The following is a 23,646-nucleotide window of genomic DNA, read 5'->3' as shown; positions in this document are numbered from 1 at the left end:
GCCGACGTGCCCACCCTGTCGAACCCGGAGACCGTGACTACCACCGCCGCCACCCCCTCCTCGTCCTCCTCCCACCACCTTTCACCCGCCTTCCCCGGCCGTGCCCCCTGGGGCACCGCGGGCAAGCTGCGTGCCTGGCAGCAAGGGGCGATGGACAGGTACATCCAGGAGCAGCCGCGCGACTTCCTCGCGGTCGCGACCCCGGGCGCCGGAAAGACGACCTTCGCGCTCACCCTCGCTTCCTGGCTGCTGCACCACCACGTCGTGCAGCAGGTGACCGTCGTCGCACCGACCGAGCACCTGAAGAAGCAGTGGGCCGAGGCGGCCGCGCGCATAGGGATCAAGCTCGATCCCGAGTACAGCGCCGGGCCGCTCAGCAAGGAGTACCAGGGCGTCGCGGTGACGTACGCGGGTGTCGGCGTTCGGCCGATGCTGCACCGCAACCGCAGCGAGCAGCGCAAGACCCTGGTGATCCTCGACGAGATCCACCACGCCGGTGACTCGAAGTCCTGGGGCGAGGCGTGCCTGGAGGCCTTCGAGCCGGCCACCCGTCGGCTCGCCCTCACCGGTACGCCGTTCCGCTCCGACACCAACCCCATCCCCTTCGTCCAGTACGAGGAGGGGAACGACGGGATCAGGCGGTCCTCGGCCGACTACACGTACGGCTACGGCAGCGCCCTCGGCGACGGCGTCGTGCGGCCCGTCATCTTCCTCTCCTACAGCGGCAACATGCGCTGGCGGACCAAGGCCGGTGACGAGATCGCCGCCCGGCTCGGCGAACCCATGACCAAGGACGCCATCAGCCAGGCCTGGCGCACCGCGCTCGACCCGCGCGGCGAGTGGATGCCGAGCGTGCTGCGCGCCGCCGACGCCCGCCTCACCGAGGTCAGGAAGGGCATCCCGGACGCGGGTGCCCTCGTCATCGCCTCCGACCAGGAGTCGGCCCGCGCGTACGCGAAGCTGATCCGCGAGATCACCGGTTCCAAGGCGACGCTCGTGCTCTCCGACGACACCGGCGCCTCCAAGCGGATCGACGACTTCGCCGCGAGCGACGACCGGTGGATGGTCGCCGTGCGCATGGTGTCCGAAGGCGTCGACGTGCCGCGCCTCGCGGTCGGGGTCTACGCCACCACCATCTCCACCCCGCTCTTCTTCGCGCAGGCCGTCGGCCGTTTCGTACGTTCTCGAAGGCGCGGCGAGACGGCCTCCGTGTTCCTGCCCACCGTCCCCGACCTGCTCGGCTTCGCCAACGAGATGGAGGTCGAGCGCGACCACGTGCTCGACAAGCCGAAGAAGGACACGGAGGAGGACCCCTACGCCGAGTCCGAGAAGGAGATGGACGAGGCGAACAAGCAGCAGGACGAGGAGACGGGCGAGCAGGAGCAGTTCTCCTTCGAGGCGCTCGAGTCCGAGGCCGTCTTCGACCGGGTCCTGTACGACGGCGCCGAGTTCGGCATGCAGGCCCACCCGGGCAGTGAGGAGGAGCAGGACTACCTCGGCATCCCCGGGCTCCTCGAACCCGACCAGGTGCAGATGCTGCTCCAGAAGCGGCAGGCCCGGCAGATCGCGCACAGCAAGAAGAAGCCGGACAGCGAGGCCGATCTCCTCGAACTGCCCGCCGAGCGACGGCCCGTGGTCTCCCACAAGGAGATGATGGAGCTGCGCAAGCAGCTGAACACGATCGTCGGCGCGTACGTCCACCAGAGCGGCAAGCCGCACGGCGTCATCCACACCGAGCTGCGCCGGGTGTGCGGCGGTCCGCCGAGCGCCGAGGCGACGGCGGGACAGCTGCGCCAGCGCATCGCCAAGGTCCAGGAGTGGGCGACCCGGATGAAGTGAGGCCCGCACCAAGTGCGGGCAATCACCCATAACTCCGGCCACGGGTTGACCGGATTCTGGACGGAGTCTTCCGCTCAGCGGGACGACCTCGCTACATTCCCGGCAACGCACACGCCCCGTGGCAGCGCCGCCGCGGAGCGCAGCCGGTACGTATGAAGACAGTCGTATGCAGCCCAGCGCCTGATCACCGACCGGCGGCCTCTGACGCGCGTCGCCAACGGGACAGGCGGCGCAACCGCCGCGTAGGGACCGCCGACCCTCACCACTAATAAGGAGTGGGCGTCGTGACCGCGGAGACCTCCCAGACGCTCGACCGAGGACTGCGCGTCCTCAAACTGCTCGCCGACACGGACCACGGGCTGACCGTGACCGAGCTGTCCAACAAACTCGGCGTCAACCGGACGGTTGTCTACCGCCTGCTCGCCACGCTCGAACAGCACGCCCTGGTCCGCCGGGACCTCGGCGGCCGCGCCCGCGTCGGGCTCGGCGTGCTGCGCCTGGGCCGCCAGGTCCATCCGCTGGTGCGCGAGGCCGCGCTGCCCGCGCTGCGCTCGCTGGCCGAGGACATCGGGGCGACGGCACACCTGACGCTGGTGGACGGCAGCGAGGCCCTCGCCGTGGCCGTCGTCGAGCCGACCTGGACCGACTACCACGTGGCGTACCGGACGGGCTTTCGCCATCCGCTCGACCGGGGCGCCGCGGGCCGCGCCATCCTCGCCTCCCGCCAGGGCGTCCTGCCCGAACCCGGCTACACCCTCACCCACGGCGAGCTCGAGGCCGGGGCCAGCGGCGCGGCCGCGCCGCTGCTCGGGGTGACCGGGATAGAGGGCAGCGTCGGGGTCGTGATGCTGGCGGACGCGGTGCCCGAGCGGGTGGGGCCGCGGGTCATGGACGCGGCGAGAGAAGTCGCGGACGCCCTGCGCTAGGGCCTGACGCATGAGCGGAGCCCCTTTGGCCGGTCGGCCAAAGGGGCTCCGCTCATTCTGGCTGATCTCCCCACCCTCGCCCCGCCCCCGCTCAGCATCATCGGGGCGACAGCAGTGCACGGGTACAGCAGTGCAGGGGCGAGGAGAGCGGTGCCGTGGTGGACACACAGACGCTGGAGACACTGACCAGGCGCCAGGACGTGGCCGCGGCTGCCGCGGCCGGCGGCGAACTGCGGCGCACCATGGGCATGTGGCAGCTGGCCCTGCTGTCCGTCGGCGCGACCCTCGGCACCGGCATCTTCGTCGTCCTCGGCGAGGCGGTGCCCGAGGCCGGGCCCGCGATCGTCGTCTCCTTCGTCCTCGCCGGCGTCACGGCCCTCTTCTCGGCGCTCTCCTACGCGGAGCTCGCGGGCATGATCCCCGGATCCGGATCCTCGTACAGCTACGCCTACGCGACGCTCGGCGAGCTCGTCGCCTGGGTGTGCGGCTGGTGCCTGATCCTGGAGTACGGGGTGTCGGTCGCCGCCGTCGCGGTCGGCTGGGGCCAGTACGTGAACGAGCTGCTCGACCTCACCCTCGGCGTGACCCTGCCGGACTCGCTGAGCGCACCGCCCGGCACCGGCGGCGTCCTCAACATCCCGGCCGCCGCGATCGTCGTCCTCGCCATGGTGGTGCTGCTGCGGGGCGCGCGCGAGAGCGCCGTCGCCAACACGATCATGGTCGCGGTGAAGGTGGCGTCCCTGGTGATGTTCTGCGCGGTCGCCTTCACCGCGTTCCGCGCGGGCAACTTCCAGCCGCTGTTCCCGCTCGGCGCCGCCGGGATGAGCGCGGGCGCCGCCTCGCTGTTCTTCTCGTACATCGGCTTCGACGCGGCCTCGACCGCGGGCGAGGAGGCGAAGAACCCGCAGCGGGACCTGCCGCGCGCGATCATCCTCTCCCTCGTCCTCGTCACCGCGCTGTACGTCCTCGTCGCCGTGGCCGCGCTCGGCGCCATGCCGTGGCGTGACTTCGCGGGCACCGAGGCCACCCTCAGCCAGGTCCTCGTGCAGTCCGTCGGCGGCGGCTCGCTCTGGCCGATCCTCCTGTCGGTCGGCGCGGTGGTGGCCACGACCAGCGTCGTCCTCACCGTCCAGTACGGACAGATCCGCATCCTGTTCGCCATGTCCCGCGACGGCCTCGTCCCGCCCGTCTTCTCCCGGGTGCACGCGCGGACCGGGGTGCCGCGCGCCAACACCGTGATCGTCTCCTCCTTCATCGCCGTGCTCGCCGCCCTCGTCCCGCTGGGCAGCCTCGCCGACGCCACCAGCATCGGCACCCTCTTCGCCTTCGCCCTCGTCAACATCGCCGTGATCCTGCTGCGCCGCCGCAGCCCCGACGCACCCCGCAGCTTCCGGGTGCCGCTGTCGCCGCTGGTGCCGCTGCTCGGCGTCGGCTGTTGCGTCTACATGCTGTTCAGCCTCGGCACGGACACGTGGATCGCGTTCGGTACGTGGATGGCCGTCGGCCTCGTCCTCTACTGGCTGTACGGAACGAAGCACTCGAAGCTCAACTCCCCGCCCGTCAAGGAGCAGTCGTGACCGTCGCCGCCCTCGATCTCACCACCGACGTCGTCGCGCTCGCCCGCGCCCTCGTCGACCTCCCCTCCGAGAGCGGCGACGAGGGCCCGCTCGCGGACGCCGTCGAGACGGCCCTCGCCGCCCTGCCGCACCTGCGCGTCGACCGGGTCGGCAACTCCGTCGTCGCCCGCACCGCGCTCGGCCGCACCGAGCGCGTCATCGTCGCCGGACACCTCGACACCGTGCCCGCCGCCGGGAACCTGCCCGCGCGCATCGAGGCCGACCGCCTCCACGGGCTCGGCGCCTGCGACATGAAGGGCGGCGTCGCCGTCGCACTGCGGCTCGCCGCCCAACTGGCTGCGCCCGTACGCGACATCACGTACGTCTTCTACGAGTGCGAGGAGGTCGAGGGCGACCGCAACGGCCTGCACCGCATCGCCACCGAACGCCCGGACCTCCTCGTCGCCGACCTCGCGATCCTCATGGAGCCGTCCGACGCGGGCGTCGAGGCGGGCTGCCAGGGCGTGCTCTGCGCCGACGTCACCGTGCGCGGCACCCGCGCGCACACGGCCCGCGCCTGGCGGGGCGTGAACGCCGTGCACCGCGCCGCGCCCGTCCTGCGCCTGCTTGACGAGCACGTCCCCGAGCGGGTCGTCATCGACGGCCTCGAATACCGCGAAGGGCTCAGCGCCGTCGCCGTACGCGCCGGAGTCGCCGGGAACGTCGTCCCCGACACCTGCGTCATCTCCCTCAACGCCCGTTTCGCGCCCAGCCGTTCACCGAAGGAGGCCGAGGCGTACGTCCGAGGCCTCTTCCCTGCGGAGTACGAGTTCGAGGTCACCGAGGTCGTCCCCGGCGCCCTCCCCGGCCTCGACCGGCCCGCGGTCGCCTCCCTGGTCGCCTTCCTCGACGCCGAGCCCCGCCCGAAGCTCGGCTGGACGGACGTGGCCCGCTTCACGGAACTCGGCGTGCCCGCGCTGAACTACGGGCCCGGGGACCCGTCACTGGCCCACACGGCCGGGGAGTACGTGCCGCTCGCTCAACTGGCGGACTGCGAACGCCGGTTGGGGGACTGGCTGCGCTGACCGGATGTCGTGCCGGAGGCGCCTGCCGCCGCCAGTCTCGCCTGAAGCCACAACACAAGGCGCTCGTCCGGATCGTCCAGATCCAGGCCCGCCTGGTCCCGCGCCTGCCGCAGGCGGTAGCGGCACGTGTTCGGATGGACGGCGAGCGCCTTCGCCGCACCCGCCATGTCGCACCCGGCCTCCAGCCAGGCCAGCACGGTACGCGCGTACTCCGTACCGTGCGCCGCATCGTGCGCCAGGACCCGCGCCCACGTCCCGTCCGACGTCAACTCCCGCCGCTCACCGACCAGTTCGACGAGCCGCAGCAGCGTCACCCGGGCCCGCACGTCGTCCACCACCGCGACGGGCCGCTCCGCGGTCAGGCACCGCAGCACCAGATCCGCGTCGTCCCGCGAGTCCGTGGCCCGGACGAGTCCTGGCACCAGGGAACCGAGCCCGGCCCGCACCGGGACGCGCAGGGCGTGCCCGGCACGCTCCACGATGTCCTCGGCGAGGCGCTGGTGGCGGGCCGCGCCGCGCTCACCGGCCGCGGGCAGCAGCGCGTAGACCACACCGTCGACGAGGACGCACGCGTGCCGCCCGTAACGGGCCTCGCACTGCAGGCGTACGAGGTCGAGCAGGCGCAGCGCGGTCCGCTCGACGTCCGGTGCGGCACTCGGCCCGGCCGGGGCGAACGCCGCGACGCGCACCGGGTCACTGCCCGCGCCCAGACCGAGCCGGTGCGCGGCACCCGCCGCGTCGGCCGTGCCGTCAAGCACGCGGCGCAGCAGGTCGCCGCCGAGGTGCCGGGAGAGCTCCTGTGCGGCGCGGGCCCGCAGCAGCAACAGCGCGGCGGTGGACGCCCCTTGGGCCAGGGCCTGCTCGGCGTCGGCGCAGAGGGTGCCCTCGTCGACGACCCACAGCGAACCCAGGGTCTCGCCGCCCGCGCGCACGGCCACGGCGAGCCGGGGCAGGTTGTCGCCGTCGAGCGCGGGCAGCCGCAGCGGGGTCTCGGCGGCGAAGAGCGTGCGGTACTGCTCCGCGTTCTGAGGGCTGTCCGGCACCTGGAGGCCGAGGATGCCCTGGCGGCGGTCCTCGTCCACGGTCTGCCCCGGCACGGTCGAGTACGCGAGGATGCGCTGACGCGGGTCCTCGATGGCGGTCGCCCCGCCGACCGCGGCGGCGATCGCGTCGGCCAGCGCGAACAGGTCACCGGACGCGGTGGGCGCCGCCCCGGCCCCGGCGGCGGAGGACAGCAGCAGATGGACGCGGTGCCAGGCCGCGTCCTCGTCGACGGCGAGCAGGGCGATCCCGGCCCGCTCGGCCGCGGCCACGGGCCCGTGCCCTTCGGGGGCTCCCCGTACGACCACGGCCGCCATGCCCGCCTCGGCGGCGGCCGCCAGCAACGGGCCCGCGACCGCCGCCCGCACCCCGACCGCGAGCAGCACGGCACCCGGCGCCTCGGGCAGCGCCGCGTCGCCGTCGTACAGCAACACCTCACCGACGGACACGGCGAGGCCGCGGGGTGCGGCGAGGGCACGCACGGAAGACCCGCCGAGCACGTCGAGCAGGTCACTGAGAGTGGGCGAATGCATGACCCCGCCTTGGACAGTTTTTGGCCGATCGTCAAACGACCCTAGCCATCCCTTGTTCCGGTGAACAACCCAGGTGGGACCCCGGCCACCCAGACTCGGAGTCATGACCGTCACCGTCCGCCCGATCCACGAAGTGCCCCGCATCGCGGCCGTCGCCGACTTCTTCAGCGACGTATGGCAGACCCCGCGCAGCACCCCGCCCTACCCGGCCGAGGTCCTGCACAGCCTGGTCCACGCCGGCGGCGCCGTGCACGCCGCGTACACCGATGCGGGCGAGCTGTGCGGCGCGGCCGTCGCCGTGTTCGGGGAGCCCGCGGCCCGCGACGCGTACTCGTTCGTCGCCGCGGCCCGCACCAGCGACCGCGGCGTCGGCCTCGCGGTGAAGCGGGCCCAGCGCGAGTGGGCCCGGGAACGCGGGGCGCGCACGATGCGCTGGACGTTCGACCCGCTGGTCGCCCGCAACGCCCGCTTCAACCTGGTCAAGCTGGCCGCCACCGGCACCGAGTACCTCGTCGACTTCTACGGGCCCATGGCCGACGGCGTGAACGACGGCGACGAGTCCGACCGCCTCACCGTCACCTGGGACCTGACCGCGGACGCCCCGGCCGCGGAACCGCCCGCCCCGGCCGGTGACGCCGTCGCCACCGCCCCCGACAGCGGCCCGCTCGTCCGTACGGACGGGCACACCGTGTGGTGCCGTGTCCCCGGCGACATCGTGCGGCTGCGCGCCGCCGACCCCGCGCTCGCCCTGCGCTGGCGGCACGCCGTGCGCGACGTGTTCACCAGGGCCTTCGCCGACGGGTACGCGGCCACGGCCATGTCCCGCGACGGCTGGTACACCCTGACCCCGGAGGGGACCCCCGCATGAAGCTCGACCGCGTGGAACTGCTGCACGTCGCGATCCCCCTGGTCACCCCGTTCCGCACCTCCTTCGGCACGATGACGACGAAGGACACCTTCCTGCTGCACGTCGTCACGGACGAGGCGGAGGGCTGGTCCGAGTTCGCCGCCGACCCGGAACCGCTGTACTGCTCCGAGTTCGTGTCCGGCGCCGAGACCGTCATCCGTGACTTCCTGCTGCCGCGCGTCGCCGCCCTGCCCGAGCCGACCACCGCCGCGCTCGCCCCCGCCATGGCGAAGATCAAGGGCCACGAACTGGCGAAGGCGGCCCTGGAGACCGCCTTCCTCGACGCCGAGCTCCGCGCCCACGGCATGCCGCTCGCCACCTACCTCGGCGCCGTACGCGACCGCGTGCCCGCCGGGGTCTCCGTCGGCATCAAGGACTCGGTCCCCGCCCTCCTCGACGACGTCGAGCGCTACCTCGCCGAGGGCTACCTCCGCATCAAGCTGAAGATAGAGCCGGGCTGGGACCTGGCGCCCGTCCGTGCCGTACGCGAACGGTTCGGCGGCCCGGACACCCTGCCCCTCCAGGTCGACGCCAACACGGCCTACACCCTCGCCGACGCGGAGCACCTGCGGCGCCTGGACGAGTACGGGCTGCTGCTCATCGAGGAGCCGCTGGAGGAGAACAACCTGCACGCCCACGCCCTCCTCCAGCAGCGCATCGCCACGCCCGTCTGCCTGGACGAGTCGCTGCACCACGCCCGCGACGGCGCTGCCGCGATCGCCATGGACGCGTGCCGGGTCGTCAACGTGAAGCCCGCGCGGGTCGGGGGCTACCTCGAGGCGCGCCGGCTCCATGACGTCGCCGCCGCGCACGGCGTGCCCGCCTGGGTCGGGGGGATGCTCGAGACCGGGATCGGTCGGGCCCCGAACCTCGCGCTCGCCGCCCTGCCCGGGTTCACGCTGCCCGGCGACACGTCTGCCTCCGGCCGGTATTTCGCCGAGGACATCACGGAGCCGTTCGTCCTGGCGGACGGCCATCTCCCGGTCCCGCGCACCCCCGGCATCGGCATCGAGCCACTGCCGGACGCACTGCGCCGCTTCACGAGGGGCTGCAGCGTGTTGTACGCCGGGGCGCCGTAGGGGTTCGCGCGATGTCGCGACTGCTGCGCCGCCGTGGCTGGTCGCGCAGTTCCCCGCGCCCCTGAAATGCAGGCGCTGCGCGCCGCATTTCCCCGATGGAGATCGCGCACGAAGTGCGCATCTCCAGGGGCGCGGGGAACTGCGCGAGAAGCCCCCACCGAGCCGCACCCGCGATACAAGCGCACCCGGCAGACGAGAAGGCGCCCCGCACCCCAACAGCCCGCCACGTTAGATTGGCCCCGTGCTCAATCGCCTCAGTCGTCCCACCGCCCTGGCCCTCTGCGCGCTCCCCGTGGTCGCGGTGCTCGCCGTGGCCGGGTTCGCCCCGCTGCCGTTCTCCGTGGCCCAGCCGGGGCCGACGACGAACGTGCTGGGGGAGTCGGGCGGCAAACCCGTCATCGAGATCAGCGGGGCCCCGACCCGCGACACCAAGGGGCAGCTGAGGGCCGTGACGATCGTGGCGACCGGGCCCGACGCGTCGATCCACCTCGGGGACGTGCTGGACGGCTGGTTCAAGGACGACCGCGCGGTGATGCCGAGGGACTCGGTCTATCCGGCGGGCGACTCCACCAAGGAGATCGAGCAGCACAACCAGCAGGAGATGAAGGGCTCGCAGGACGCCGCCACGGAGGCCGCCCTGGCCTATCTCGGGGACAAGTCCGACGACGTCAAGGTCACCCTGCAGCTCGGTGACGTGGGCGGGCCGAGCGCAGGCCTGCTGTTCTCGCTCGGCATCGTCGACATGCTGGACGGCGACGGCAGCGGCGGCGACCTCACCGGCGGGAAGTCGATCGCGGGCACCGGCACCATCGACGACGACGGCAAGGTCGGCGCGGTCGGTGGCGTCTCGCTCAAGGTGCAGGCCGCCCACCGCGACGGGGCGACCGTCTTCCTCGTACCGAAGGCGGAGTGCTCGGACGCGAAGGCGTCGGCGCCGAAGTCGATGCGGCTGATCCCGGTGACCACGCTCAAGGGCGCGGTCACCGACCTGACGAACCTGGAGAAGGGGACCGGCAAGGTCCCCACTTGCTGAGCCCATAGGAGGGCTGACTCGCTCACTCCTTGACGAAGCCCTCCCGCACCAGCCAGTCCTTCGCCACGTCGTGCGGGTCCTGCCCGTCGACGTCCACCTTGGAGTTGAGCTCCTGGGCGACGGTGTTGTCGAGCTTCTTCGTGATCGGCTCGATGACCTCGGCCATCGCCGGGTACTTCGCGAGCGCCTTGCTGTTGATCTCGGGCGCCGCGTTGTAGTTCGGGAAGAAGTGCTTGTCGTCCTGCATCGTGTGCAGGTTCATCGCCTTGATGCGGCCGTCGGTGGTGTACACCTCGCCGAACGTGCAACTGCCCTTCGCCGCCTGGGTGTAGATGATCCCGCTGTCCATCTGCGTGATGTTGGCGGCGGGGATGTTCATCCCGTACGCCTTCTCCATGCCGGGCAGCCCGTCGGCCCGGTTGGCGAACTCGCTCTCCACGCACAGCGTGACGGCCTTCGGGTCCTTCTTGAGGAGCGCGGCGACGCCGGAGAGCGTCGTGGTGCCGTACTTCTTGAAGTTGGCCTCGTTCATGGCGAGCGAGTACGTGTTGTTGAGCGCGGACGGCGGCAGCCAGGTGATGCCGTTCTCGAGGTCGGCGTCGTGCACGGCCTGCCACTGCTTCTGCGGGTCGGGGATCGGCTCGGAGTTGCCGAGGTACGTGATCCAGGCCGTGCCCGTGTACTCGTACATGGCGTCCGCGTCACCGGACTTGATGGCCTCGCGGGCGCCGATGGAGCCCTGGATGCCGGTCCGGTCCAGGACGTCCGCGCCGGCCGCCTTGAACACGATGCCCATCATCGCGCCGAGGATCAGCTGCTCGGTGAACTCCTTCGACGTGACGGTGATACTGGCGCCCTTGAGCGGCTCGCCCTGGCCGACCGAGCCGGGCTGGACGTCGTCGACGAGGGGACTGCCGCTGGTCAGTCCGCACCCGGCGAGAAGGGCCAGGCAGCCGACCGCGGCGGCGACGCGCACCCCGTAGCGGTACCGGTTCATGAGCGCACCTCCAACCCGCGGGGCCGCAACAGGAGTTCGGCCAGTGACGCCAGCCAGTCGACGAGCAGCGCGAGCGCCACCGTCAGGATCGAACCGAGGATCAGCACCGGCATGCGCTGGTTGGTGATGCCGGTCGTGATCAGGACGCCGAGTCCGCCACCGCCGCCGAACGTGGCGAGGGTGGCCGTGCCCACGTTGAGGACGAGCGCGGTGCGCACTCCGGCGAGGATCAGCGGGACGGCGAGGGGGAGTTCGACCTTGGCGAGGACGCCGAGCGGCGACATCCCGATGCCGCGCGCCGCCTCCAGCAGCGTCGGGTCGTTGGCCTTCAGGCCCGCGATCGTGTTGGAGAGCACCGGCAGGATCGCGTAGATGATGATGCCGATCAGGGCCGTCTTCTCGCCGATGCCCAGCCAGATGACGAGCAGGGCGAGCAGGCCGATCGCGGGCGTCGCCTGTCCCATGTTGGCCAGTGCCATGGCGAACGGGGTCGCCCTGCGGAACATCTTGCGGGTCAGCAGGATCCCCAGCGGGATCGCGATGATCAGTACGAAGAACGTCGAGATCACGGTGAGGCTGATGTGCTGGCGCAGCGCCTTCCACACCTGCCCGTTCGACAGGGCGTTCTCGGAGATCGAGTCGAGGTCGGCGTTGTGGAACCAGATCCAGGTGACCAGCAGCACCACGATCAGCACCACCGGCAGGAACGTCAGCTTCTGCCAGGAGATGCGGCGGGCCTGCTTCGCCGCCGACGGGGGCTGCGGCGCCTCCAGCTCGGCCTCGCCCTCGTCACGGAACGCGAGGCCCTTGACCTCGTGCTCGCCCTCCGGCCGATCCCCTTGCGGGACACGGGACTTCACGCCTTCGCCTCCCCGTCGGGGGCCGCGGAGCCCTCCTGCTCCAGCTCCGTCTGGTGGGCCCGCTGCTCCTCGAGCTCGTGCTGGTGCTCGACGGCCTCGAGCCGGTCGGCCTCGAGCAGTTCGTGTACGGAGTTCATGAGCGTCTCCATGTCGACGACGCCCTCGTACTCACCGCGCCGCCCGGTCACCGCGACGCGCCCCGCGTTGTCCGTGAGGACCGCTTCGAGCGCGTCGCGCAGGGTCGCGTCCCAGGTCACGGTGTCGTGCACCAGGGTCCCCGCGCGGGCGAGCGAGCCCTTGGCGCGCATCAGGTCGCCGCGCCGCAGCCACTTGTAGGGGCGGCCGCGCTTGTCGAGCAGCAGCAGTTCGTTCGTACCGGCGGCCCGCAGCTTGTTGAAGATCTCCTGCAGCGGGTCGTCGACGCTCACCGTCGGATAGTCGGTGACCTCGACGTCGCGTACGCGGGTGAGGTTGAGGCGCTTGAGCGCGGCCCCCGCGCCGACGAAGCCCGACACGAAGTCGTCCGCCGGGTTGGTGAGGATCGCCTCAGGGGTGTCGAACTGCGCGATGTGCGAGCGCTCCCGCAGCACCGCGATCCGGTCGCCGAGCTTGATGGCCTCGTCGAAGTCGTGGGTGACGAAGACGATCGTCTTGTGCAGCTCGTGCTGGAGCCGGATCAGCTCGTCCTGGAGGTGGTCGCGGGTGATCGGGTCGACGGCGCCGAACGGCTCGTCCATCAGCAGGACCGGCGGGTCCGCCGCCAACGCCCGTGCCACGCCCACGCGTTGCTGCTGGCCGCCGGAGAGCTGACGCGGATAGCGGCCGTGGAACTCGCCCGGGTCGAGCCCGACCAGATCGAGCATCTCCTCCACCCGCGACTTGATCCTCGACTTCGACCAGCCGACCATCTTCGGCACGAGCGCGATGTTCTGGGCGACGGTCATGTGCGGGAAGAGCCCGGAGGACTGGATCGCGTAACCGACCTTGCGGCGCAGCTTCACCGGGTCCATGTCGGTGACGTCCTCGCCGCCGATGCGGATGCGGCCGCTGGTCGGCTCGATCAGCCGGTTGATCATCTTCAGGGTCGTCGACTTCCCGCAGCCGGACGGGCCCACGAAAATGATCAGCTCGCCCGCCTTGATCTCCATGTTGACGCTGTCCACGGCCGGGTCACCGGACCCCGGATAGCGCTTGGTGAGGTTCTCCAGCTCGATGCTGGCCCCGGAGGCCTCCGTCGTGGTTGCGGATTCAGACACGGATCCCCCTCGGGATGGTCAGCCGTCCGATCAGGACGTACGCGGCGTCGAAGAGCAGGGCGAGGACGATGATGCCGAGGGTGCCCGCGAGCACCTGGTTGAGCGCGTTGGCGCTGCCGAGCGAGGCGATCCCGCGGAAGATCTCGTTGCCGAGGCCGGGCCCGGAGGCGTACGCGGCGATCGCGGCGATGCCCATCAGCATCTGCGTGGAGACCCGGATCCCGGTGAGGATCGGCGGCCAGGCCAGCGGCAGCTCCACCTTGAACAGGCGGGCCGCGCGCGACATCCCGATGCCCTTCGCCGCGTCGATCAGCGAGGGGTCGACGCCGCGCAGGCCCACGATCGCGTTGCGCACGATCGGCAGCAGCCCGTACAGGGTCAGCGAGATGACGGTCGGCGCGACGCCGAGCCCGACGATCGGGATCAGCAGACCGATCATGGCGAGCGAGGGGATCGTCAGGATCGTGGAGGTGGCGGTCGTCGCCAGGTTCCCGGCCCAGTCGCTGCGGTACGTGACGACGGCGATGACGATCCCGATGAGGGTCGCGACGACCATGCACTGGAAGACGGCGCTGGCGTGCTGGTAGGCGTCGACGAGCAGCTGCTGGTGCCGGTTGACCAGGTAGTCCCAGAAGTTCATCGGCAGTCCTGGAAGTGGCAGTCCCGGAAGTTCATCGCACCTCGCTCCGAGGCCCTGCGTCAGGAATCTCCCGACGCCTGCTCCACCAGCGGGATGATCCGCAGCGGAACGGGATTTTCCATGACGATCGCCGTGGAAGCCCGGACGATGCCATCAAAACCGACAACCAGGTCGATCACCCGCTGGAGGTCCGCGTTGGAGCGGGCCACGAGCCGGCACAGCATGTCGCCGCTGCCGGTCGTCGTGTGCAGTTCGAGCACCTCGGGCACGGTCGCCAAATGGGCCCTGACGTCGGCTCCTTGGCCCTGTCGGATCTGCAGCGTGGCGAACGCGGTGACCGGGTAGCCGAGCGCGGCCGGGTCCACCTGGGGGCCGAAGCCGCGAATGACTCCGTTCGAGGTAAGCCGGTCCAGACGGGCCTGTACGGTGCCGCGCGCGACCCCGAGCCGCCGTGACATCTCCAGGACGCCGATCCGCGGCTCCTGGGCGAGGAGCACGATGAGCCGCCCGTCCAGCTGATCGATCGACATGTCCGCCTCCAGGGTGGTCATCCTGTACAAGAAGTCCGGAGAAACGGACCCTCCACTGGTCAGGTTGCCCAGCGAATACGCAAACTATTGCGCAGCTTGTGGAACGGCGGGAGCCTCCACACATGACGCAGACCACGCACTCGTCCTCTGAAAGTGCTCCCGACACCGCCCGGCAGGCCGACCCCTTCCCGGTGAAGGGAATGGACGCGGTCGTCTTCGCCGTGGGCAACGCCAAGCAGGCCGCGCACTACTACTCGACCGCCTTCGGCATGAAGCTCGTCGCCTACTCCGGACCGGAGAACGGCAGCCGCGAGACGGCCAGCTACGTCCTCACCAACGGCTCGGCCCGCTTCGTCCTCACCTCCGTCATCAAGCCCGCCACCGACTGGGGCCACTTCCTCGCCGACCACGTCGCCGCGCACGGCGACGGCGTCGTCGACCTCGCCATCGAGGTGCCGGACGTGCGCGCCGCGTACGCGTACGCCGTCGAGCACGGCGCCCGCGGGCTGACCGAGCCGTACGAGACGAAGGACGAGCACGGCACCGTCGTGCGCGCGGCCATCGCCACGTACGGCAAGACCCGGCACACCCTCGTCGAGCGCGGCGACTACACGGGCCCCTACCTGCCCGGCTTCGAGTCCGTCGCCCCGATCGTCGAGCCCCCGGCCAAGCGCACCTTCCAGGCCATCGACCACTGCGTGGGCAACGTCGAACTCGGCAGGATGAACGAGTGGGTGGCCTTCTACAACAAGGTCATGGGCTTCACGAACATGAAGGAGTTCGTGGGCGACGACATCGCGACCGAGTACAGCGCGCTGATGTCGAAGGTCGTCGCGGACGGCACCCTCAAGGTGAAGTTCCCGATCAACGAGCCCGCCATCGCCAAGAAGAAGTCCCAGATCGACGAGTACCTCGAGTTCTACGGCGGCGCGGGCGTCCAGCACATCGCGCTCGCCACGAACGACATCGTCGCGTCCGTACGCGCCATGCGCGCGGCGGGAGTCCAGTTCCTCGACACCCCGGACTCCTACTACGACACCCTCGGCGAATGGGCGGGCGAGACCCGCGTCCCCGTCGAGACGCTGCGCGAGCTGAAGATCCTCGTCGACCGCGACGAGGACGGCTACCTGCTGCAGATCTTCACCAAGCCGGTCCAGGACCGCCCGACCGTCTTCTTCGAGATGATCGAGCGCCACGGCTCCATGGGCTTCGGCAAGGGCAACTTCAAGGCCCTGTTCGAGGCGATCGAGCGGGAGCAGGAGAAGCGCGGAAATCTCTGACCGTCGCTCGTAGTCTGGCCGCATGGCCAGGATGAACGACGTAGGCGGCATGACGGGGTTCGGCGCCGTCGACACCAGCGACGACGCCGAACCCTTCCACGCGGACTGGGAAGCGCGCGTCTTCGCGCTCCAGCGCGCCCTGCTGGTGAAGAAGGTCTTCAACCTCGACGAGTTCCGCGACGCGATCGAGACGATGCCGCCGGGCGAGTACCTGGCGGCTTCGTACTACGAGCGCTGGTTCCACGCGATCCGTACGCTGCTGGAACGCAAGGGCGTGATCGAGGAAGGAGCCCTCGACCATGCCTGAACTCGCCGAGAGGCCTGAACTCCCGTACGCACCAGGTGACGTGGTCCGTACGTACCCGCACGACCCGCCCCACCACACGCGCCTGCCGCGCTACGCCCGCGGCAAGCTCGGCGTCGTCGTCGAGCCGGAGGGCCGGGCACCGCTCGCCGACGTACGGGCGCAGGGCCGCGACGACGCCCCGGTCGAGATGATCTACGCGGTGCGGTTCGCCGCGCGCGAGCTGTGGGGCGAGGGCGACCACGAGGTCGTCCTCGACCTGTCGGAGAGCTACCTGCGAAGGGCCGATGGCCATGAGTGACCACCACGACGACGCCGTGCTCTCCCGCCAAGTGCGGCTCCTCGAAACGCTGTTGGAGGACAAGGGCATCGTCGGCGGCGACACCGTGGACGAGGTCATCGACGGCTTCCTCGCGGGCGCGTCCCTCCTGAACGGGGCGAAGGTGGTGGCCCGGGCCTGGAGCGACCCGGCCTTCAAGGAACGGCTGCTGACGGACGGGGCGTCGGCGGTGGCTGAACTCGGCTTTGCGTCAGGGGGAGTTCAGAAGCAGCGGCTGCGCGTTGCCGAGAACACCGAGTCCGTGCACAACGTCATCGTCTGCACGCTCTGCTCCTGCTACCCGCTGCGCCTGCTGGGCCCGTCGCCGGGCTGGTACAAGAGCGAGGCGTACCGCTCGCGCGTGGTGCGGGAGCCCTTGGTGGTCCTGGGGGAGTTCGGGGTGTCGTTGCCGGACGGGGTCAAGGTCACGGTGTGGGACTCCAGTGCGGAGACCCGGTACATGGTGCTCCCGCGGCGGCCGGACGGTACGGAGGGTTTGAGCGAGGGGGAGTTGGCGGCGCTGGTCACGAGGAACGGTCTGATCGGGACGGCGCTGGTGTGACGAGTCGGTGGGCGCGTTGTCGGCTGACGGCCGGTGGGGCTTCTCGCGCAGTTCCCCGCGCCCCTGAGATGCGCACCTTCGGTGCGGCATCTCATCGGGGAAATGCGGCGCGCAGCGCCTGCATTTCAGGGGCGCGGGGAACTGCGCGACCAGCCCCCACCGGCCGTCAGCCGCGCGCCGGACCGGCGGAGCTACGGCGCTTGGGCGGAGCCGGGTTCCGCGCGGGCGCGAAGACCTTTGGCTTCGGGGGCCACATCTGCTCCGGCCCGCCCTCCGGCGGCTCCCCGAGGGACGCGAGCGCATCGCGGGCCTGCGGAGCGAGGAGCGGGGAGAACGCCGGGTTGATGCGCAGGGCCTCGCCGATGTGCCGCCGGGCAGCCCCGTACAGGCCCAACTCCCGCTCCACCTCGCCCCGGTGATACATGATCAGGGCACTGCGCACGGAACCGCCCTTCTGCCGATCCGTGGCCCGGCGCAGCAGATCGATGGCCTCCTCGTCGTCACCGGCCCGGTGCAACGCCCAGCCCAACGCGTCGGCGACGGCCGCACTCGGCGCCCGCTTCCACTCCGCGCGCAGCCGCTCCACGGCGGACTCCGCGTCCCCGTGATCGGCCTCGAACCGGCCGAGGACCAGCGCGTCGTCCACCCCGTGCGCCCCTTGCAGCGTGGCCCGGGTGCGCAGCACGTCGTACTGGGCGCGGGCCTGTCCGCCGAGCTTCAGGGACTCGTACAACTCGCCCAGCTCCAGGGCGTATTCGGGCGCGGGCCGCTTGGCGATCGCCCGCTGATAGGCCTGCAGGGCAGGTGACGTGCGGCCCAGTGAGGCAAGGGCCCGGCCCCGCCCGGCCAGCGCGGCGGCAAAGGCGGGATCGGCGGCGAGCGCCGCGTCGAAGTGGTGCAGGGCGTCCTCGAACTCGCCGCGTTCCCACGCCAGTTCACCGCTGCGGTGCAAGAGTGCGGCCTGCTCGGTGGGCGTCCCGGCGCGGGCGGCCGCGTCGGTGAGCACGGCCGCCGCGTCCTCGCGCCAGCCCCGGTCCCGGTACACGGCGGCGGTGCGCAGGGTCACCCCGGTGCCCGAGGCCAGCTCGGACAGCTTCTCCAGAGTGCGCCCGGCCGCCTTGTAGTCGCCGAGGCCCTGATAGGCGTCGACCAGCGCGGAGTACGCCGTCCAGCTGCCCGGCGCCAGCTTCGTCGCGGCCTCGCCCCACTTCTTGGCGCCGCGCCAGTCGCCGCGGGCGGCGGCGAGCGCGGCGAGCCCGTCGAGGGCCTGGGCGTTGCCCTGCGGGTGGATCCGCAGCGAGGTGCGCAGGGCGTGTTCGGCCTTGGGGTAGTACGCCGAGTCGGCGGTGCGCGTACCGCGCTCCACATAGGCGGCCCCGAGCGCCGCCCATGTCCCGTCGTCCCGGGGGTTCTTGCGCAGCTCGGCCTCCCGCTCGCCGATCAGCGCGGTCAGGTCGGGCAGCGCGGCGGGCGCCCCGGCCGCGGCCGCGATCACGGCCCGCCCGGCGGGACCCGGCAGCGGCGGCGGCCCCTGCCCGTCGCCGTCCGGCAGCAGGACGAGCACCCCGCCGAGCACCACGCACCCGGCGACGGACGCGAGAGCCGTGCGCCGCACGGCGGGGGAGAGGCGGCGCGGCGAGGGCGCCTGGGCCGCTTCCGCCCCGGGCTGTGCGGTCTGCTCGGGCTGCTCTACAGGGGGCGCCGCGGGCTCGTCGGGCACCTCTTGCGCGGAGTTGTCCATGACGCACACTGTGCGTCCCCTGTGCGTCAATACGAAGAGCACACGGGGGAGGCCGCGGACGGGTTCACACCGATGGCCCCGAGTGCGAGGCTGTGATCATGAGCCGCACACTTCTCGAACTGCTCGGCGAAGGACTGCCCGCCGAGGCGATCGTCACCGACCCCGACGTCACCGCCTCGTACGCCCATGACATGGCGAGCTTCTGCGACGCGGGCACTCCGGCCGTCGTCGTGCTGCCGCGCACCGTCGAGCAGGTCCAGCACGTGATGCGCACCGCCACGCAGCTGCGCGTCCCGGTCGTCCCGCAGGGTGCCCGCACGGGCCTGTCGGGCGGCGCCAACGCGTCCGACGGCTGCATCGTGCTCTCGCTCGTCAAGATGGACCGCATCCTGGAGATCAACCCGGTCGACCGGATCGCCGTCGTCGAACCGGGAGTCGTCAACGCGACGCTGTCCCGCGCGGTGAACGAGCACGGGCTCTACTACCCGCCGGACCCGTCGAGTTGGGAGATGTGCACCATCGGCGGGAACATCGGCACGGCCTCGGGCGGCCTGTGCTGCGTGAAGTACGGGGTGACGGCGGAGTACGTGCTCGGCCTCGACGTGGTCCTCGCCGACGGCCGTCTGCTCTCCACCGGTCGGCGCACCGCGAAGGGCGTCGCGGGCTACGACCTCACCCGTCTCTTCGTCGGCTCCGAGGGCAGCCTCGGCATCGTGGTGGGGGCGACGCTGGCGCTCCGGCCGCAGCCGCCCCAACAGCTGGTCCTGGCCGCCGAGTTCGCGTCCGTCGCCGCCGCCTGCGACGCCGTGTGCCGGATCATGGAGGGCGGCCACGTCCCCTCACTCCTCGAACTCATGGACCGTACGACGGTGAAGGCCGTCAACGACATGGCGCAGATGGGCCTCCCCGAGACCACCGAGGCGCTGCTCCTCGCCGCTTTCGACACCCCCGACCCGGCCGCCGATCTCGCCGCGGTCGGCGCGCTGTGCGAAGCGGCCGGGGCCACCCAGGTCGTCCCCGCCGACGACGCGGCCGAGTCCGAACTGCTGCTCCAGGCGCGGCGGTTGTCGCTCACCGCCCTCGAAGCGGTCAAGGGCACCACGATGATCGACGACGTGTGCGTGCCGCGCTCCCGGCTCGGCGACATGCTGGAGGGCGTCGAGCGGATCGCCGAGAAGTACGCCCTGACGATCGGCGTCTGCTGCCACGCGGGCGACGGCAACACCCACCCCACGGTCTGCTTCGACGCGGCCGACGCCGACGAGGGCCGGCGGGCCCGCGAGTCCTTCGACGAGATCATGGCGCTCGGCCTGGAACTCGGCGGCACCATCACCGGCGAGCACGGCGTCGGCGTCCTGAAGAAGGAGTGGCTGGCGCGCGAGCTGGGTCCGGTCGGGGTGGAGGTGCAGCAGGCGGTGAAGGCGTCCTTCGACCCGCTGGGCATCCTCAACCCCGGGAAACTCTTCTGACCGCGCGCCCCTCGACCGGCGGCGCACCCCGTCACTGGCCGTCCGACGACTCGTCCGACGGCCACGGGTCGCGCAGGTAGAGGTCGTCGGCCGGAGTCGGGGCCAGCAGCTCGGCGAGGCCGTCGTCGATCCCGAGCTGCTCCGCCTCAGAGCCCGGAGGGACCACCCGCAGCGTCCGCTCCAGCCAGGCCGAGATCTGCGCGGCCGGTGCTTCGAGCAGCGCGTCGCCGTCCGGCGAACTCAGCGCCATCAGGACGACACTGCGCCCGTCCACCTTCGTCGGCCACACCCGCACGTCGCCGTGGCCGCACGGCCTGAACACCCCTTCCACGAGCAGCTCGCGGGCGAACGTCCAGTTGACCGGGTGCTCCGAGCCGATGTGGAACGCGATGTGGACCGCGTACGGATCGTTGGTGCGGTAGGTGAGGCGTGCCGGTACGGGGATGCTTCGCTCGGGCGACAACACCAGTTTCAGCTCGAGTTCGCGTTCCACCACGGAGTGCATGACGTGCGCTTCCTTCCCTTGGTGCGAGGCCTCCGGATGAGGCCCCGCACGGTCCCTGGAGCGGGCCCGTGCAGGGAGAGAGCGCGATGTCCGCGCAGCATTACGCGAGTTCGCGAAGAATTTTTCCGCTTCTTTTTCCACTTCATCGGAGCGGCCCGCCCGTTGCCCGGAAAGTGGGGCGTACCGGCGGACCGGCGCGGGCGGGTGCGGCCGTCTGATAGATGTGGAGGCCACAACAAGACCCCCGAGCAGATACGGGACGACGGACATGAGCGCCCCAACCCCGGCCCCCGGCGACGACAGGCCCCGCGAAGGCTACTACCCCGACCCGTCCATTCCCGGATATGTCCGGTACTGGAACGGGGCCGCCTGGGTCCCCGGCACCAGCCGCCCCGCCCCGTCCGACGGAGAGCCGCTGCCGGTCCCGCCGGGTTCACCGGCCGCGAGTCAGGCCCCGGCCCCCGCCCCGGCCCCCGCCGCGGCGGAGGAGACGGGCCCCGTCTTCCTCGACGACGAGCCCTCGGTGCGTACGGAGACGGGCCCCGACGAGCCCGTCTCGCCCGAGCCCGCCTCGGCCTGGGGCGCCGACACCGCCCGTCAGTCCGGCTTCGGCGGCGAGCAGGACCGCCGCGTCTCCTGGGGCGCCGACCCGGCCGAGCCGGCCGAGCCCGCCGACGAGCAGCCCGCGCCGGCCCAGCCCGAGCAGCAGGCACCGGCCCAGCAGGCACCGGCCCAGACGCCGCCCGCCGCGCCCGTGCGCACGGACGGCACCGTCGCGATCCGCGCCGTGCGCCCCGGCGCCGACCGGACCCCGCGCACCGACGGCACGATGACGATCCGTGCCGTGCCCCAGCAGGGCACGCCCGCCCCGGCCCCGGCTCCCGCTCCGGTGGACCCCCGCGTACAGCCGCCGGTGCAGCAGACGCCCGTACAGCAGCAGACGCCCGTACAGCAGCAGGCCCCCGTGCAGCAGCCGCCCGTGCAGCAGGCCCCGGTGCAGACGCCGCCGGCCGCACCTCGGCCGGCGCCGACGCCGCCCCCGCAGGCGGCTCAGCCCGCGCCGCAGCCCGCGCCCGCCTACGGCTATCCGCCCCAGCAGCACCAGGCCCTGCCCACCCCCGTCACCCAGGGCCCCGGCGGCGGTTCGCCGTCCTGGGCGCAGCAGGTGCACCAGCTGGCGGCACCAGAAGCAGGGGCAGCGGGGGCGGCGGAGGCCGGGCCCGTCACCCCGTTCAAGCCGGTCGTCAACGACCCGTTCCTGGCCGCCGCCCAGGCCCAGGCGGCCGCGCGCCCGGCCGGGCTCGGCAAGCGGTTCGTGGCACGGCTCATCGACTCCGTCGTGCTCGGCGCGGTCACCGCGGTCGCCGCCGTACCGCTCGGCACCAAGGCTGTCGACCACATCGACGGCAAGATCGACGAGGCGAAGGCCTCGGGACGCCAGGTCACGGTCTGGCTGCTCGACGGCACGACCGCGACGTACCTCGGCATCGTGCTCGCCGTGCTCCTCGTCGCCGGTGTCCTGTACGAGGCGCTGCCCACCGCCAAGTGGGGGCGCACCCTGGGCAAGAAGCTGATGGGCCTGAGCGTGCGCGAGATCGAGGGCAGTGACTCGCCGTCCTTCGGAGCGGCCCTCAAGCGCTGGCTCGTCTACAGCGTGCCCGGCGTGCTCGGCATCGGGATCCTCGGTGTCCTGTGGGGCGCGATCGACCGGCCGTGGCGCCAGTGCCTGCACGACAAGGTGGCCCGTACGTTCGTCGCCGGGTAGCGCCCGGGTCCCGGCGCCCGGGGTCATCCGGACGGCGGCCCGCCGGGTGCAGGCCGCCATGGTTCGCGGTCCACTCGGGCCATGAGCACCGAACCGCCGCCCAGCGGATCCGGCCCCTCGCCGGACGACGACCCGTTCCGCAAGCCGCCCCCGGCCACGCCGGGCGGCGGCTCCCCGTACGACTCTCCGCAGGGTGCCTCGGGCACCGGCGGCGGGAGTCCGTACGACTCCCCGCAGAATCCCTACGGCTCGACGCCCCCGCCGGGCGACGGCACCCCGCCCCCCTACGGCGGCGGTACGCCTCCTCCGTACGGAGGCGACCCGTACGGTTCCGGCTTCGGCGGCGCCGACCCGCTGGCCGGGATGCCGCCGCTGGCCGACCCCGGCAAGCGGGTCCTCGCCCGGATCATCGACATGATCATCGTCGGTGTCGTCGTGGCCCTGCTGTCCTGGGCCTTCGGCGTCGGCGAGTACAAGGTCGACACCGACGACGTCAGCGCCGGCAAGACGCTCGGGCAGGGCCTGCTCGCCGCGATCCTCTACATCGGGTACGACGCGTTCATGATGTCCAGGACCGGGCAGACCCTGGGCAAGAAGTGGCTGAAGCTGCGGGTCGCGAACCTCGACAACGGGGCGACGCCCAGCATGCAGACCAACCTGATCCGCGCCGTCGTGCTGTGGGTGCCGTTCTCGTTCTGCTGCGCCTGCATCTGGACCGCGATCTGCGGCGGCTGGAGCTTCTTCGACAAGCCCTACAAGCAGGGCCTGCACGACAAGGCGGCGAAGACGGTGGTGGTCTCCAGCGCCTGACCCCGTGTCTCAGCGGCGACAGCGGCCGGCGGGTCCGAGTCTCACGGGCCCGCCGGTTCGCGCGTGCCCGACGGCATTCCTTCGTAGACGGGCTCACGGACCGGTTCCTGGGAGCGGGCCGGGGTCATGACCCGCTGCGCCGGTACGCGCTCCTCGGCGGGCGTCGGCGCGGGCGCGGGTTTGCGCGGCACGCTGAGCGCCACGAACAGGCCCAGGATGACCGCGGACACGGCGATGACACCGATCCCTGGTCCCGAACTCGTCTGGGACAGCAGCAGCATGGCGAGGGTGGAGAAGACGACGGTGGCCGAACCATAGGCGAGCTGTGCGACAGTCGGGCGAGGCATGGCGGTATCCGTCCTCGGGACATCGGGGGAGCGTGCGTCGATTCGACCGGGTCCAGATCGGGTCTCGAGCGTCGTCGAACCGACTCTATTCCGACCTGTGCCCGAGTGGAACGGCCAGTAAGCATGACCTAACCCACAGTGCCGGTGCATGGGGGGCGCACGGAGTCATGCCGTCCATCAAGGCGACTGCGCGGCGCGCCCGTTGAGCGCGGCGCACGTATCTACGTGCTTGTCCGGATTCCGGAGCACGCCACCTGCATAG

General features: G+C 71.7%; 23 protein-coding genes. 14 read left to right on the top strand and 9 right to left on the bottom strand.

Annotation, left to right across the window (positions count from 1 at the left end; all coding sequences use genetic code 11):
• Positions 1-33: 33 nt before the first annotated feature.
• The 4 genes from ACIBUY_RS11180 (at position 34) to dapE (ending at position 5,406) form a co-directional block, all read left to right on the top strand.
• On the top strand, positions 34-1,839 hold the full coding sequence (locus ACIBUY_RS11180) for a DEAD/DEAH box helicase (protein ID WP_365573205.1): 1,806 nt from the start codon (positions 34-36) through the stop codon (positions 1,837-1,839).
• A 284-nt stretch (positions 1,840-2,123) separates the two neighbouring features.
• Entirely contained in the window at positions 2,124-2,765 is a 642-nt protein-coding gene (locus ACIBUY_RS11175) for a helix-turn-helix domain-containing protein (RefSeq protein WP_365573028.1), read from the top strand.
• A gap of 155 nt (positions 2,766-2,920) precedes the next feature.
• Complete coding sequence (locus ACIBUY_RS11170) at positions 2,921-4,342, top strand: amino acid permease (RefSeq protein WP_399152414.1); 1,422 nt, start codon at positions 2,921-2,923, stop codon at positions 4,340-4,342.
• Positions 4,339-5,406 (top strand): succinyl-diaminopimelate desuccinylase, encoded by a 1,068-nt coding sequence (dapE, locus tag ACIBUY_RS11165; protein WP_399152413.1) that lies wholly within the window; start codon positions 4,339-4,341, stop codon positions 5,404-5,406. The genes ACIBUY_RS11170 and dapE overlap by 4 nt, the downstream gene beginning before the upstream one ends.
• On the opposite strand, the gene ACIBUY_RS11160 is transcribed toward dapE, so the two are convergent.
• Complete coding sequence (locus ACIBUY_RS11160; protein WP_399152412.1) at positions 5,361-6,980, bottom strand: PucR family transcriptional regulator; 1,620 nt, start codon at positions 6,978-6,980, stop codon at positions 5,361-5,363. The two genes, dapE and ACIBUY_RS11160, sit on opposite strands and share 46 nt — an antisense overlap.
• Positions 6,981-7,083: 103 nt before the next feature.
• On the opposite strand from ACIBUY_RS11160, the gene ACIBUY_RS11155 reads away from it, so the two are divergent.
• The 3 genes from ACIBUY_RS11155 (at position 7,084) to ACIBUY_RS11145 (ending at position 9,999) form a co-directional block, all read left to right on the top strand.
• On the top strand, positions 7,084-7,848 hold the full coding sequence (locus tag ACIBUY_RS11155; protein WP_365573019.1) for a chorismate synthase: 765 nt from the start codon (positions 7,084-7,086) through the stop codon (positions 7,846-7,848).
• On the top strand, positions 7,845-8,966 hold the full coding sequence (gene menC / locus ACIBUY_RS11150) for an o-succinylbenzoate synthase (RefSeq protein ID WP_399152411.1): 1,122 nt from the start codon (positions 7,845-7,847) through the stop codon (positions 8,964-8,966). The genes ACIBUY_RS11155 and menC overlap by 4 nt, the downstream gene beginning before the upstream one ends.
• A gap of 241 nt (positions 8,967-9,207) precedes the next feature.
• Complete coding sequence (locus tag ACIBUY_RS11145; RefSeq protein ID WP_365573013.1) at positions 9,208-9,999, top strand: S16 family serine protease; 792 nt, start codon at positions 9,208-9,210, stop codon at positions 9,997-9,999.
• A 22-nt stretch (positions 10,000-10,021) separates the two neighbouring features.
• Here the strand turns inward: ACIBUY_RS11145 and ACIBUY_RS11140 are convergent, their stop codons facing one another.
• Genes ACIBUY_RS11140 through ACIBUY_RS11120 form a run of 5 tightly spaced genes read right to left on the bottom strand, consistent with a single transcriptional unit; the run spans position 10,022 to position 14,282 of the window.
• The gene (locus ACIBUY_RS11140; protein ID WP_365573010.1) at positions 10,022-10,996 is read right to left on the bottom strand and encodes a glycine betaine ABC transporter substrate-binding protein; all 975 of its coding nucleotides are present in this window, start codon (positions 10,994-10,996) and stop codon (positions 10,022-10,024) included.
• The gene (locus ACIBUY_RS11135) at positions 10,993-11,856 is read right to left on the bottom strand and encodes an ABC transporter permease (protein ID WP_365573007.1); all 864 of its coding nucleotides are present in this window, start codon (positions 11,854-11,856) and stop codon (positions 10,993-10,995) included. The genes ACIBUY_RS11140 and ACIBUY_RS11135 overlap by 4 nt, the downstream gene beginning before the upstream one ends.
• The gene (locus tag ACIBUY_RS11130; RefSeq protein ID WP_365573004.1) at positions 11,853-13,112 is read right to left on the bottom strand and encodes a betaine/proline/choline family ABC transporter ATP-binding protein; all 1,260 of its coding nucleotides are present in this window, start codon (positions 13,110-13,112) and stop codon (positions 11,853-11,855) included. The genes ACIBUY_RS11135 and ACIBUY_RS11130 overlap by 4 nt, the downstream gene beginning before the upstream one ends.
• On the bottom strand, positions 13,105-13,752 hold the full coding sequence (locus ACIBUY_RS11125) for an ABC transporter permease (RefSeq protein ID WP_365573001.1): 648 nt from the start codon (positions 13,750-13,752) through the stop codon (positions 13,105-13,107). The genes ACIBUY_RS11130 and ACIBUY_RS11125 overlap by 8 nt, the downstream gene beginning before the upstream one ends.
• A 59-nt stretch (positions 13,753-13,811) precedes the next feature.
• Positions 13,812-14,282 carry an Lrp/AsnC family transcriptional regulator gene (locus ACIBUY_RS11120; protein WP_365573199.1) on the bottom strand — a complete coding sequence of 157 codons (471 nt, stop codon included), beginning with the start codon at positions 14,280-14,282 and terminating at the stop codon, positions 13,812-13,814.
• A gap of 122 nt (positions 14,283-14,404) precedes the next feature.
• On the opposite strand from ACIBUY_RS11120, the gene hppD reads away from it, so the two are divergent.
• Genes hppD through ACIBUY_RS11100 form a run of 4 tightly spaced genes read left to right on the top strand, consistent with a single transcriptional unit; the run spans position 14,405 to position 16,747 of the window.
• Positions 14,405-15,562 (top strand): 4-hydroxyphenylpyruvate dioxygenase, encoded by a 1,158-nt coding sequence (gene hppD, locus ACIBUY_RS11115; RefSeq protein WP_365572998.1) that lies wholly within the window; start codon positions 14,405-14,407, stop codon positions 15,560-15,562.
• Between the two features lie 22 nt (positions 15,563-15,584).
• Positions 15,585-15,869, top strand: coding sequence for a hypothetical protein (locus ACIBUY_RS11110; RefSeq protein WP_365572996.1), 285 nt, complete (start codon positions 15,585-15,587; stop codon positions 15,867-15,869).
• A complete protein-coding gene (locus ACIBUY_RS11105; RefSeq protein WP_399152410.1) occupies positions 15,862-16,167 on the top strand; it encodes an SH3-like domain-containing protein in 306 nt (101 codons plus the stop codon). The genes ACIBUY_RS11110 and ACIBUY_RS11105 overlap by 8 nt, the downstream gene beginning before the upstream one ends.
• Positions 16,154-16,747 (top strand): nitrile hydratase subunit alpha, encoded by a 594-nt coding sequence (locus ACIBUY_RS11100; protein ID WP_399152409.1) that lies wholly within the window; start codon positions 16,154-16,156, stop codon positions 16,745-16,747. The genes ACIBUY_RS11105 and ACIBUY_RS11100 overlap by 14 nt, the downstream gene beginning before the upstream one ends.
• Positions 16,748-16,913: 166 nt before the next feature.
• Here the strand turns inward: ACIBUY_RS11100 and ACIBUY_RS11095 are convergent, their stop codons facing one another.
• Complete coding sequence (locus ACIBUY_RS11095; RefSeq protein WP_365572987.1) at positions 16,914-18,488, bottom strand: tetratricopeptide repeat protein; 1,575 nt, start codon at positions 18,486-18,488, stop codon at positions 16,914-16,916.
• Between the two features lie 98 nt (positions 18,489-18,586).
• Between ACIBUY_RS11095 and ACIBUY_RS11090 the strand changes: the two genes are divergently transcribed.
• Complete coding sequence (locus ACIBUY_RS11090; protein WP_399152408.1) at positions 18,587-19,957, top strand: FAD-binding oxidoreductase; 1,371 nt, start codon at positions 18,587-18,589, stop codon at positions 19,955-19,957.
• 31 nt (positions 19,958-19,988) lie between these two features.
• Here the strand turns inward: ACIBUY_RS11090 and ACIBUY_RS11085 are convergent, their stop codons facing one another.
• A complete protein-coding gene (locus ACIBUY_RS11085; protein WP_365572981.1) occupies positions 19,989-20,462 on the bottom strand; it encodes an SsgA family sporulation/cell division regulator in 474 nt (157 codons plus the stop codon).
• A 268-nt stretch (positions 20,463-20,730) separates the two neighbouring features.
• On the opposite strand from ACIBUY_RS11085, the gene ACIBUY_RS11080 reads away from it, so the two are divergent.
• A complete protein-coding gene (locus ACIBUY_RS11080) occupies positions 20,731-22,227 on the top strand; it encodes an RDD family protein (protein ID WP_399152407.1) in 1,497 nt (498 codons plus the stop codon).
• Positions 22,228-22,308: 81 nt separating this feature from the next.
• Positions 22,309-23,037 carry an RDD family protein gene (locus tag ACIBUY_RS11075; protein ID WP_399152406.1) on the top strand — a complete coding sequence of 243 codons (729 nt, stop codon included), beginning with the start codon at positions 22,309-22,311 and terminating at the stop codon, positions 23,035-23,037.
• Between the two features lie 41 nt (positions 23,038-23,078).
• Here ACIBUY_RS11075 and ACIBUY_RS11070 read toward each other — a convergent pair whose 3' ends face one another.
• Positions 23,079-23,384, bottom strand: a complete 306-nt coding sequence (locus ACIBUY_RS11070; RefSeq protein ID WP_365572972.1) for a hypothetical protein — start codon at positions 23,382-23,384, stop codon at positions 23,079-23,081.
• Positions 23,385-23,646: the final 262 nt, after the last annotated feature.

The organism is Streptomyces sp. NPDC050085, assembly GCF_044460595.1.
Classification (GTDB): domain Bacteria; phylum Actinomycetota; class Actinomycetes; order Streptomycetales; family Streptomycetaceae; genus Streptomyces.
Note: the sequence above shows the minus strand (reverse complement) of the source record. Positions and strands in the feature narration are given on the sequence as shown.

Bases quoted from the DNA above. Each gene is read 5' to 3' on its own strand.
- ACIBUY_RS11160 (WP_399152412.1), bottom strand. From the start codon at position 6,980: ATGCATTCGCCCACTCTCAGTGACCTGCTCGACGTGCTCGGCGGGTCT.
- ACIBUY_RS11155 (WP_365573019.1), top strand. From the start codon at position 7,084: ATGACCGTCACCGTCCGCCCGATCCACGAAGTGCCCCGCATCGCGGCC.
- menC (WP_399152411.1), top strand. From the start codon at position 7,845: ATGAAGCTCGACCGCGTGGAACTGCTGCACGTCGCGATCCCCCTGGTC.
- ACIBUY_RS11140 (WP_365573010.1), bottom strand. From the start codon at position 10,996: ATGAACCGGTACCGCTACGGGGTGCGCGTCGCCGCCGCGGTCGGCTGC.
- ACIBUY_RS11125 (WP_365573001.1), bottom strand. From the start codon at position 13,752: ATGAACTTCTGGGACTACCTGGTCAACCGGCACCAGCAGCTGCTCGTC.
- ACIBUY_RS11120 (WP_365573199.1), bottom strand. From the start codon at position 14,282: ATGTCGATCGATCAGCTGGACGGGCGGCTCATCGTGCTCCTCGCCCAG.
- hppD (WP_365572998.1), top strand. From the start codon at position 14,405: ATGACGCAGACCACGCACTCGTCCTCTGAAAGTGCTCCCGACACCGCC.
- ACIBUY_RS11110 (WP_365572996.1), top strand. From the start codon at position 15,585: ATGGCCAGGATGAACGACGTAGGCGGCATGACGGGGTTCGGCGCCGTC.
- ACIBUY_RS11105 (WP_399152410.1), top strand. From the start codon at position 15,862: ATGCCTGAACTCGCCGAGAGGCCTGAACTCCCGTACGCACCAGGTGAC.
- ACIBUY_RS11100 (WP_399152409.1), top strand. From the start codon at position 16,154: ATGGCCATGAGTGACCACCACGACGACGCCGTGCTCTCCCGCCAAGTG.
- ACIBUY_RS11095 (WP_365572987.1), bottom strand. From the start codon at position 18,488: ATGGACAACTCCGCGCAAGAGGTGCCCGACGAGCCCGCGGCGCCCCCT.
- ACIBUY_RS11090 (WP_399152408.1), top strand. From the start codon at position 18,587: ATGAGCCGCACACTTCTCGAACTGCTCGGCGAAGGACTGCCCGCCGAG.
- ACIBUY_RS11085 (WP_365572981.1), bottom strand. From the start codon at position 20,462: ATGCACTCCGTGGTGGAACGCGAACTCGAGCTGAAACTGGTGTTGTCG.
- ACIBUY_RS11080 (WP_399152407.1), top strand. From the start codon at position 20,731: ATGAGCGCCCCAACCCCGGCCCCCGGCGACGACAGGCCCCGCGAAGGC.
- ACIBUY_RS11075 (WP_399152406.1), top strand. From the start codon at position 22,309: ATGAGCACCGAACCGCCGCCCAGCGGATCCGGCCCCTCGCCGGACGAC.
- ACIBUY_RS11070 (WP_365572972.1), bottom strand. From the start codon at position 23,384: ATGCCTCGCCCGACTGTCGCACAGCTCGCCTATGGTTCGGCCACCGTC.